Here is a 9,447-nt window from a genome sequence, read left to right as displayed (position 1 = left end):
GGATGACTCAGACACACGCCCAGGGGTCAAAAGCTTCGACCAGCACGGCGCCCGGATTGCTGCTTCTTGCTCTCTGGGTGCTTCCCCTTCTGATCAACCCCGTCCTCGCCATGTCCTTCGACGAGGTGTACCTCGCCCCGAAAGTCCTCTGGATTTACACCATTGTTCTTCCCTCCACTCTGCTCGTGCTCTGGCGCTACCGGGAGGCGCTTCAAAACGCCCGAGGTCCGCTCGCCCTTCTGACGGTCTGGGTCGGCTGGCTGATACTTTCCACGCTCCTCAACGGCGTGGGCTGGCCCGGATGGTGGGGGGCTCCTGAACGCGCCGACGGCGTGCTGATGCACCTGATCTATCTCGCATTGCTGCTAGGGGGCTTCGTCTGGGTGCGCTCGGAGGCGGAGGCTCTACACCGATTGGAACAGGCTGTCCTGTTCGGCGGCTCTCTGCTCGCCCTGACCAATGTGCTGCAACAGGTGGGACTGATGGGCGTGCCGGGCGACGGCGCGATCACAGGCGTGTCAGCCACGCTCTTTGGCGGAACGCTCGGCAACCGCGGGTATATGGGAGGCGCGCTCACCCTGCTGCTGCCCGTCGCTCTCGCCTCTTTGGCATCCTCACGGAACAGGTGGGGTTGGTTGGCCGTTATCCTAATTTCTTGGGCGTGGGCGGGTTCGTTTACACGTGGGGCTTGGCTGGCGGGCGCCGTGGGACTCCTGTGGCTGGTGATCTGGGCACGTCCCCGCCCTTCCCTTCGGTCTTGGTCTGCCGTCCTCCTTGGAGTCGCGCTGTGTGTCTTCACCACCACCCTGCGGGGGGAGGGACGGGCCTTCAATCTGTCCAACGACGCGACCGGGGGTGGTCAAGCCATCGCGGACAGCAGCGGTCGAGCCGTGCTGTGGGGTTCTGCCCTCTTCGGAATTCGGCAACGGCCCCTCTTGGGTTGGGGAACGCCTGCGCTGTGGCAGGCCATGAACGAGCGCTCAGAGAAGGAAGTGCTGGCAGACTTCGGCAAGCACGATCTGGCCGGGGTCCGACGCCTGAACTCCACGCCCAGAGAAGCCCCCCGCTTCGTGGTGACCCATGCGGACGGTAAGCGTGAGTCGGTGGTCCTGTCGATAGGCAAGGTCCACAACGAGTACCTGGACTATGCCCTGACCTATGGCCTCCCTGCCGCCGTCATGTTCATTGCACTGCTGGCTGCCGCCATCTGGTCGAGCCGGACCCTGCTGCCAGGCGTCTCTGGCGGTCTTCTCGCCTACGCCGCCTATCTCCTGACCTGGCCCGAGATCATCCGGTTCGCGCCCATCGCCTGGTTCATGATGGGTGTTGCACTCGCCGCTTATAGCCGTCGCCGATCTGGTCTTCGGACGTGAGCAGTCTGTTGCCTCGGCGACCACCCAGGTAACCACTCGTCAGCCCACGCTCAACCCCTGTTGGTGTCGTCTCTGTCGAATTCCGATATTCAGACGTGGCGTAGGTGTTGCTTCGGGACCGCTCTCAAGGAAAGTCCGGTTCCGCCATTTCGGCATCCCCCCACCCCTACACTCTCCCCATGACCACCTTCGCCCTCAAGGAATGGGACACCCAGTGTCAGGCGCTCACCTCCGGTCGGTCGGCCCTCCTGATCCGCAAGGGCGGCATCATGGAGACGCACGAGGGCTTCGAGGTCGAGCACCGCGCCTTCCTCCTCTATCCCACCTTCCTGCACCAGAACCCCGCCGAGTTGCGCCCCGAGTTCACGGGCCTGCTACGAGACGACCCCGAGCCGGGCACCATCGTGCTGCCCGCCCTCGCCGAGGTGGTGGCCGTCCACCGGGTGGAGTCGCTGGAACAGGCGCTCGCCCTGGAACCCCTTCAGGCGCTGACGGCGGGGGCCATTGAGCGACGCTTTCTCTACCGCAACCGGCCCTGGGTCCACGCGCTGCTGCTGCGGGTGCGTCCGCTCGCCGCGCCGCTGCGCCTCCCCGAGACCCCCGAGATGCTGGGCTGCGTGAGCTGGGTGCCGCTGGGCGACGTGCAACACCAGGCCGCCTCCCCCGTGCTCGGTGAGGCAGAGTTGGGGAGGCAGCGGGCGATATTGGAGGGGCGGCTCACCGGGGGGTCTGGAGCTGAGCCCTGAGCGCAAGTCATTCACAGGTGAGGAGAGGAAGGCCCGTGAGCCCTCCCCTCCTCGCTTTCCGTCTTACTGCGCGGTAACGGCGTCGAGATCGTAGTTGTTGAGCAGCGTGGTTTGGACGCTGCCGCTCGCGCTGGTGTAGAGGTTCCAGCCGCGGCGGGTGCCACCGAAGAACTGGTTGTCGCGCTGGGCGTACACGAGGAGCTTGCCGTTGTCACGGCTGAGCACGGTGTCCCCGGTGTTGAAGCGGTTGTCGCCGTTGGCGTCGCGGAAGACGATCACGCGGTAGGTGCCGTAGGGCACGTTAGTGGGCAGGTCGAGGGCGAAGCCGCCCGTCAGGAACTTGTCGATCACCTGCGATTGGGTGCCGTCGGCGGTGTACTGGCCGTTGTTGAAGCCCACGAGAGCGAGGCCGAGGTTCTGGTTGGCGGAGAAGCCGCGCAGTTGCCCGGTCACGTCCTTGCGAACGGGGTTCCCGGCCAGGGTGCAGGAGCTGAGGGCGACGGTACCGAGGACGGCGACGGCAAGCATGTTCTTCATGGGAAAACCTCCTGGGATGTCGAAATCGAACGCCCCTACCGTAGCGGCCCGATTGGGAGAAGGGCTACAGGCGAAGCCTTCCCGCTGAGCTCACGGCCCATTCATGCTGGCGGCAAAACGCCCCGGGTACCTGACGCGGCGTTGAACAGATGGGGGGCGGTAGAGTACCCCCCATGCAGAGTCAGCCTCCTTTCACCGCACTCGCCGCCGTGTATGACGCGATCATGGCGGACGTGGAGTACGACCACTGGGCCGACTTCGTGCTGACCTACGCGCGGGACGGGGGACTGGAGCCACGGTCGGCCCTCGACCTCGCCTGCGGCACCGGGGGCTTGACGCGCGAACTCACGGCGGCGGGACTCGTGGTGCACGGGCTGGACGGCAGCGCCGAGATGCTGCGGGTGGCGCGCGAACGGCTGGGCGCGGGGGTCACGCTCTCGGTCGGCGACCTGCGGACCTTCGACCTCGGGGAGACCTTCGACCTCGTGACCTGCGTCTTCGACAGCCTGAACAACCTCCTCACGCCCGCCGAGCTGGGGGCGGCCCTCGGGCGGGCGCGGGCCCACCTGTGCCCCGGCGGTCTGCTCGCCTGCGACCTGAACACCCGGCTGGGCGTGCGGGACCTCTGGGAGGGAGGAGCGGTCGAAGGGCTGGCCCACACCCCGGACGGGCGGGAGGTCCACTACCACTGGTCGCACCACCACGACCCGGAGGCGGACCTCGGCGTGGTCCAGGCCTTTTGCCGGGTGCAGGACGCGCAGGGCACCTGGGAGGAATTCCTGGAGGTGCACCGCGAACGCGGGTACGACCCCGCCGACCTCGAACCCCTCCTGGGAGCCGCAGGATTCGCGCGCTGGGAGGTCGTGGAGTACCCGGATTACGCACCGCCGTCCGCGGAGACGCCTCGCGTGTGGGTCTTCGCCTGGGCGGGGGAGGCATGACCCGTCCGGTTCCGGTGCTGGGGGCAGGTGGCTGGGGAACGGCCCTGGCGGTCGCGGCGACGCGGGCGGGGCGGGGGGCGGCCTTGTGGGCCCGGCGCCCCGACTTCGCCGCCCGCCTCGCCGAGGTGCGGGAAAACCGGGAGTATCTGCCGGGCGTCACGCTGCCGGACGGGGTGACGGTCACCTCCGACCTGGAGGCTGCCGTGGCCGGGGCCGACTTCGCGCTGGTCGTCGTGCCGAGTGTGGGCGTTCCAGAATTGCTCACCAGCCTGCCCCGTGACCTCGGGTTGGTCCTGTGCGCCAAGGGCCTCGCGCCGGACGGGGGAAGGCTGACTGACCTCGCGCGGGAGCTGGGCTTCACCCGGGTCGCCGTCCTGAGCGGCCCCAACCACGCCGAGGAGGTGGGGCGCGGTCTGCCCGCCGCGACGGTCGTGGCGAGCGCGGACGCTGCCCTCGCTCAGGCGGTGCAGGCGGCCCTCGTCTCCCCCGCCCTGCGGGTGTACACGAGCACGGACGAGCTGGGGGTGGAACTCGGCGGCGTGCTCAAAAACGTCATCGCCCTCGCCGCCGGGATGGGGGACGGGCTGCGGCTCGGGGACAACGCGAAAGCCACCCTGATCACCCGCGGTCTGCGCGAGATGGGACGTTACCTCCAGGCCCTCGGCGCCCACGAGGACACCGTGTACGGCCTGAGCGGGCTGGGCGACCTCGTGGCGACCGCGACGAGCCGCCACAGCCGCAACCGCGCCGCCGGGGAGGCCATCGCGCGCGGCGAAAGCCCTGCCCAAGGCGGCAAGGTGGTCGAGGGTCTGCGCACGGCGGGCCTCCTCGACGCCTGGGCCACCGCGCACGGCCACGACCTTCCTATCGTCCGCGCGGTGGCTCAGGTCACGGGTGGGGAGTGGACGCCCGCCCGGGGGCTCGCGCACCTGATGGAGCGGGACGCCAAGCCAGAGCTGGAGGGGTAGCGGGAGAGGGCTGGGCAACTTTGACCTTCACCCGATCTTTGGCCGTTATAAGAGTGTGAGTATGAAGACGTTCGAAGCCAAGGCCCTGCAACTCGCTTACCACCTGACCGAGCCCAACACCTACGAGGGGAAGGTCGGGCAGGGCTACGTGGAGGCCCGCGCCGCCGACATCCGCCGCACCTACAACATCCTGTGCGGCCTCGACCCCGAGCACCGGCCCGCCACCATGCCCACCCGCAAGACGCCCCTCAAGCGCAAAACGCCGGACCTCACCGCCTCCGCCGAGGTGTAATTCGGGAACCGACGTGCAAGAAGGAGAACATCTCCTGGCCGCCGCCGAGGCGGTCGCCCTGCCCTTCTACGCCGAGCCCCACCGCGCCTATGACAACGCCGATCATGTGCGGGCCGTGCTGCACACCCTCGCCTCGCGCGGCCTTCTGACCCCGACGCTCACGCTCGCGGTCTGGGGTCACGACCTCGTGTACGACCCACGGGCTGAGGGCAACGAGGAACGGAGTGCGGAAGTGTTCGGGGAGTGGCTGCGGGGACAGGGCATCTCCCCAGAGTTGGAGGCGGAAGTGCGCGCGCTGATCCTCGCCACCCGTCACACGACACCTCCGGCCACTCGGGAAGGGGCGCTGCTGGTGGACGCCGACCTCAGCATCTTGGGTGCTGATCCCCAGATCTTTGCCGCCTACGACGCTGCCATCCGGCAGGAGTACAGCTTCGTCACCGAGGAGGCATACCGGGCCGGGCGGGCACGCGTCCTCCAGAGCTTCCTCGACCGCGAACACATCTTCTCCACGCCCGAGTTTGCCGGGCTGGAGGCTCAAGCGCGAACGAACCTCACCCACGCGCTCGAACTCTTGCAAGAGAAAAACCGCCCCACTTGAGGGCGGCTTCTCGCGTCTGCTCGGCGCTCAGTCGGCGGCGGTGCCGTGCTGACCGGCCTGGACGTTCTTCTCTTCCTTGTCGCGCTCCAGCTTCGCCTTGATCTTCTTCAGGCGGAAACTTTCCTCACGCTCGCGCTGGTCGAGCACACCGCGGATGAAGCGGATGTCGCCCTGAATTCCTGGGATCACGACCTGCTCCAGCGCGTTCACGCGGCGCGAGGTCTTCTTGATCTCCTCGCCGATGCGTCGCAGCTTCGTCTCGGTCGCGGCGACCTTGACGATGGCCTCCATCACCCCGCCGAAGTCGGTCGCGGCCTGGATCGTCCGGGCGCCGACGTTGATCGGGCTGAAGTTGACCTGCCGCCCGCGCTCGGGCACGTTGATGCGGGGCACCTTCACGCCGTAGATGCTCTCGATCTGCATGTCCACGGCGTAGTCCCCGCTGCCCGCGAGGCTCAGGCTCTCCACCGCCTCCGGGCTGTCCCACGCCTTCGCGCCGAACAGGCTAGTGTAGGCGCCCTTGCTCACGCCGCCGAGCTGCTCCCGTGCGGCGAGCGCGTCCTTCACCAAGGCGAAGAACTCCCCGATCAGGGCGTCCCGCTTGCGCTTGAGGAGGTCGGCGCCGCCCGTCGCGGTCTTGAGGCTGGCCTTGCTCGCCAGCAGGGCGGAGCGGGTGGGGCTGATCTGTCCTGCCATAGGTCCACCTCCTTCGTCGGTGGGGTGAGTGGGAAGTGGTGAGTGGAAAAGGCCCTTCCCACTGACAACTTACCACTCACCACCGACCGTTAAATCCGGTTCCCCCGCCACATCTCGTCCAGCCTCGTTCCGTAGAACTTGTCGATGGAGTCGCGCGAGAGACGGGTGAGCTGGCTCTGGGGCAGCTTGGAGAGGATGGCCCAGGCCACCGTCAGGGAGTCGTCGATGGAGCGGTCCTGGTCGCCCTGGCCGATGAAGTAGTTCTCGAAGTCGTCGGCGAAGCGCAGGTACAGCTTGTCGGTCTCGGTCAGCGCGTCCTCACCCGTGATCGCCACGAGCTTGCGCAGGTCGAGGCCGTTCGCGTAGGCGGCGAAGAGCTGGTCGGAGACGTTCTTGTGGTCCGCCCGCGTCTTGCCCTTGCCGATGCCGTTGCCCTGAAGGCGCGAGAGCGAGGGCAGGGGGTTGATCGGCGGGAACACGCCCTTGGCGTTCAGGCCACGGTCCACCACGATCTGCCCTTCCGTGATGTACCCGGTCAGGTCGGGGATGGGGTGGGTGATGTCGTCGTCGGGCATCGAGAGGATCGGAATCTGGGTGACCGACCCGGGCTTGCCCTGCACCACGCCCGCGCGCTCGTACAGCGAGGCGAGGTCGGTGTACATGTAGCCGGGGAAGCCGCGCCGACCGGGAATCTCCTCGCGCGCGCCGCCGATCTCGCGCAGCGCCTCGCAGTAGTTCGTCAGGTCGGTCAGAATCACCAGGACGTGGTAACCGTGCTCGAACGCCAGGTACTCGGCGGTCGTCAGCGCCATGCGGGGGGTCAGCAGACGCTCGACGGCGGGGTCGTCCGCGCGGTTGAGGAAGAGGACGCTTCTAGCCAGCGCCCCGGTGCGCTCGAACTCCTGGGTGAAGAACGAGACCTCACGCTGGGTCAGGCCCATCGCCGCGAACACCACCGCGAAGTCGCCCTCGTGGCCGGGCACCTTCGCCTGGCGGGCGATCTGCGCCGCGAGTTCGTTGTGCGGCAGACCCGAGCCCGAGAAGATCGGGAGCTTCTGGCCGCGAATCAGCGACGTGTTCACGTCGATGGTGGAGATGCCCGTCTGGATGAACTCCTCGGGCTTGGCGCGGGCCGCCGGGTTCATGGGCTGCCCGTTGATCGAGAGGCGCTGCTCGGCCACCACGGCGGGCAGCCCGTCGATGGGGCGGCCCAGGCCGTCGAAGCGGCGACCGATCATCTCCTTGGACACGCCCAGCCGGGCCACGTCCTCCACCAGGCTCACCGATGCGGTGGCGAGGTCGAGGCCGCGCGTCTCCTCGAACACCTGGATGACGGCGTTTTCGTCGGACACCGAGATGACCTGCCCGCCGCGCGTGCGGCCCGTGCCGTCCTTGATGTCCACGATGGCGCCGTAGGCGAGGTCGGAGGCCGCGTTCACGAAGAGCAGCGGGCCCGAGATGTACGCGACGTCGTTGTATTCCTTCTTCAGGAGGGTGGTCACGCTCTCACTCCTTGGGCGGTGCGCTTGAAGGTCCGGTCGAGTTCGTCCATCACGCCCTCGCCGTAGTTGATGAACTCCGCCTCGGGCACGTAGCGGGCGCGCGACAGCTTCTCGATCACCGGGTTCTGGATGATCTCGTCGATGGTGGCGCCACCGCGCAGCGCGGCCTCCGCCTCGTCGTAGAACTTCAGCATCATCTTCATCAGGCCGTAGTTCTTCGGCATGGAGGCGCTGGCGTCCACCGGGTCGAAGCCGTTCTGCTGGAGGAAGTCCTGACGCAGCATGCGGCCTGCCTCGATCACCAGCCGCTCCTGGTCCTGAAGCGCGTCGGGGCCGACGAGCTGCACGACCTCCTGAAGGCTGGCCTCCTGCTGGAGGATGTTGCTGATGCGCTGGCGCAGTTCGGGAAAGTCCTGACCCACGTTCTCGCGGTACCACGAGTCGAGGATGGGGGTGAACAGCGAGTACGACCCGTTCCAGTTGATCGCCGGGAAGTGACGGCGACGGGCCAGGCCCGCGTCCAGACGCCAGAAGGCACCCGTGATGCGCAGGGTCGCCTGGGTCACGGGCTCGGACATGTCGCCGCCCGCCGGGCTCACGGCGCCGATCACGGACACCGCGCCGTCCTCACCCGCGAGGGTCTTCACCGCGCCGGAACGCTCGTAGAAGGCGGCCAGCTTCGCGCCCAGGTAGGGCGGGTAACCCTCTTCCGCGGGCATCTCCTCCAAGCGGGAGGAAATCTCGCGCAGCGCCTCGGCCCAGCGGCTCGTGGAGTCGGCCATCAGCGACACCGAGTAGCCCTGGTCGCGGAAGTACTCGGCGAGGGTGATGCCCGTGTACACCGACGCCTCACGCGCGGCCACCGGCATGTTGGAGGTGTTGGCGATCAGGATGGTGCGCTGCATCAGCGGGTTGCCGGTCTTGGGGTCTTCCAGTTCCGGGAACTCGACCAGCACGTCCGTCATCTCGTTGCCGCGCTCGCCGCAGCCCACGTACACCACGATGTCGGCGTTGCCGTACTTGGCGACCGACTGCTGGGTCACCGTCTTGCCCGAGCCGAACGGCCCCGGGATCGCCGCCGCGCCGCCCATCACCAGGGGGAACAGCACGTCGAGAATCCGCATCCCCGTGAGGAACGGCAGGCTGGGGTCAAGTTTGCGGGCGACCGGGCGCGGCGCGCGGACGGGCCAGTAGTGCGCCATCCGCAGCCGCGTGCCGTCTTCGAGCTCCGCGATGGTGTCGTCGATGGTGTACTCGCCCTCGGGCACGACCATCCGCAGACGGCCCTGCACCTCGGGGGGCGTGAGAATCTTGTGGGTGAAGGAGAACTCCGGCACCGTGCCCAGGATCGAGGAGCCGCTCACCGTGTCGCCCACCTGCACGGAGGGGGTGAACTGCCACTTCTTCGTGCGGTCGAGGCTAGAAACCTCGATGCCGCGCGCGATGAAGTCGCCCGACGCCTCCCGGATCTTGTCGAGGGGGCGCTGGATGCCGTCGTAGATGCCGTTGAGCATCCCCGGCCCGAGTTCCACGGACAGCGGGAGGTTGGTGGTGACCACGGGCTCGCCCACGGTCAGGCCCGAGGTGTCCTCGTACACCTGCACGAAGGCGGTGTCGCCGTCGAGGCGGATAATCTCGCCCACGAGGCGCTCTTGGCCCACGCGCACGATGTCGTACATCTTCGCGCCGTACATGCCGTTGGCGATCACGGCGGGTCCGGCGATGTTCTGCACGACGCCCTGCTTGTTCTGCGTCTGCGTCATCTGGTCTCCTTGAGAGAGGTCGAGAGGT

10 protein-coding genes are annotated in these 9,447 nt (G+C 67.8%); 6 read left to right on the top strand and 4 right to left on the bottom strand.

Annotation, left to right across the window (positions count from 1 at the left end; all coding sequences use genetic code 11):
• Positions 1–2: 2 nt before the first annotated feature.
• A complete protein-coding gene (locus A7B18_RS09350; RefSeq protein WP_102126427.1) occupies positions 3–1,373 on the top strand; it encodes an O-antigen ligase family protein in 1,371 nt (456 codons plus the stop codon).
• Between the two features lie 179 nt (positions 1,374–1,552).
• On the top strand, positions 1,553–2,119 hold the full coding sequence (locus A7B18_RS09345) for a DUF1802 family protein (RefSeq protein WP_102126426.1): 567 nt from the start codon (positions 1,553–1,555) through the stop codon (positions 2,117–2,119).
• A gap of 63 nt (positions 2,120–2,182) precedes the next feature.
• On the opposite strand, the gene A7B18_RS09340 is transcribed toward A7B18_RS09345, so the two are convergent.
• On the bottom strand, positions 2,183–2,656 hold the full coding sequence (locus A7B18_RS09340) for a hypothetical protein (RefSeq protein ID WP_102126425.1): 474 nt from the start codon (positions 2,654–2,656) through the stop codon (positions 2,183–2,185).
• A gap of 173 nt (positions 2,657–2,829) precedes the next feature.
• On the opposite strand from A7B18_RS09340, the gene A7B18_RS09335 reads away from it, so the two are divergent.
• From A7B18_RS09335 to A7B18_RS09320, 4 genes are all read left to right on the top strand, one after another.
• The gene (locus A7B18_RS09335) at positions 2,830–3,597 is read left to right on the top strand and encodes a class I SAM-dependent DNA methyltransferase (RefSeq protein WP_102126424.1); all 768 of its coding nucleotides are present in this window, start codon (positions 2,830–2,832) and stop codon (positions 3,595–3,597) included.
• Positions 3,594–4,565 carry an NAD(P)H-dependent glycerol-3-phosphate dehydrogenase gene (locus A7B18_RS09330; protein ID WP_102126423.1) on the top strand — a complete coding sequence of 324 codons (972 nt, stop codon included), beginning with the start codon at positions 3,594–3,596 and terminating at the stop codon, positions 4,563–4,565. The genes A7B18_RS09335 and A7B18_RS09330 overlap by 4 nt, the downstream gene beginning before the upstream one ends.
• A 61-nt stretch (positions 4,566–4,626) precedes the next feature.
• Entirely contained in the window at positions 4,627–4,857 is a 231-nt protein-coding gene (locus A7B18_RS09325; RefSeq protein ID WP_102126422.1) for a hypothetical protein, read from the top strand.
• Between the two features lie 13 nt (positions 4,858–4,870).
• Positions 4,871–5,458: an HD domain-containing protein gene (locus tag A7B18_RS09320; protein WP_102126421.1), complete on the top strand. Its 588-nt coding sequence runs from the start codon at positions 4,871–4,873 to the stop codon at positions 5,456–5,458.
• A 27-nt stretch (positions 5,459–5,485) separates the two neighbouring features.
• Here the strand turns inward: A7B18_RS09320 and A7B18_RS09315 are convergent, their stop codons facing one another.
• The 3 genes from A7B18_RS09315 to A7B18_RS09305 all read right to left on the bottom strand — a co-directional run bounded on the left by A7B18_RS09315 (position 5,486) and on the right by A7B18_RS09305 (position 9,419).
• Positions 5,486–6,154 (bottom strand): V-type ATP synthase subunit D, encoded by a 669-nt coding sequence (locus tag A7B18_RS09315; RefSeq protein WP_102126420.1) that lies wholly within the window; start codon positions 6,152–6,154, stop codon positions 5,486–5,488.
• An 89-nt stretch (positions 6,155–6,243) separates the two neighbouring features.
• Positions 6,244–7,656, bottom strand: a complete 1,413-nt coding sequence (locus A7B18_RS09310) for a V-type ATP synthase subunit B (protein WP_102126419.1) — start codon at positions 7,654–7,656, stop codon at positions 6,244–6,246.
• Positions 7,653–9,419 (bottom strand): V-type ATP synthase subunit A, encoded by a 1,767-nt coding sequence (locus A7B18_RS09305; RefSeq protein WP_102126418.1) that lies wholly within the window; start codon positions 9,417–9,419, stop codon positions 7,653–7,655. Before A7B18_RS09305 ends, A7B18_RS09310 begins: the two co-directional genes overlap by 4 nt.
• Between the last annotated feature and the right edge of the window lie 28 nt (positions 9,420–9,447).

The organism is Deinococcus planocerae, from assembly GCF_002869765.1.
GTDB lineage: Bacteria > Deinococcota > Deinococci > Deinococcales > Deinococcaceae > Deinococcus > Deinococcus planocerae.
Note: the sequence above shows the minus strand (reverse complement) of the source record. Positions and strands in the feature narration are given on the sequence as shown.

Coding starts and splice junctions, on each gene's coding strand:
- A7B18_RS09345 (WP_102126426.1), top strand. CDS start 1,553: ATGACCACCTTCGCCCTCAAGGAATGGGACACCCAGTGTCAGGCGCTC.
- A7B18_RS09340 (WP_102126425.1), bottom strand. CDS start 2,656: ATGAAGAACATGCTTGCCGTCGCCGTCCTCGGTACCGTCGCCCTCAGC.
- A7B18_RS09330 (WP_102126423.1), top strand. CDS start 3,594: ATGACCCGTCCGGTTCCGGTGCTGGGGGCAGGTGGCTGGGGAACGGCC.
- A7B18_RS09335 (WP_102126424.1), top strand. CDS start 2,830: ATGCAGAGTCAGCCTCCTTTCACCGCACTCGCCGCCGTGTATGACGCG.
- A7B18_RS09325 (WP_102126422.1), top strand. CDS start 4,627: ATGAAGACGTTCGAAGCCAAGGCCCTGCAACTCGCTTACCACCTGACC.
- A7B18_RS09315 (WP_102126420.1), bottom strand. CDS start 6,154: ATGGCAGGACAGATCAGCCCCACCCGCTCCGCCCTGCTGGCGAGCAAG.
- A7B18_RS09350 (WP_102126427.1), top strand. CDS start 3: ATGACTCAGACACACGCCCAGGGGTCAAAAGCTTCGACCAGCACGGCG.
- A7B18_RS09305 (WP_102126418.1), bottom strand. CDS start 9,419: ATGACGCAGACGCAGAACAAGCAGGGCGTCGTGCAGAACATCGCCGGA.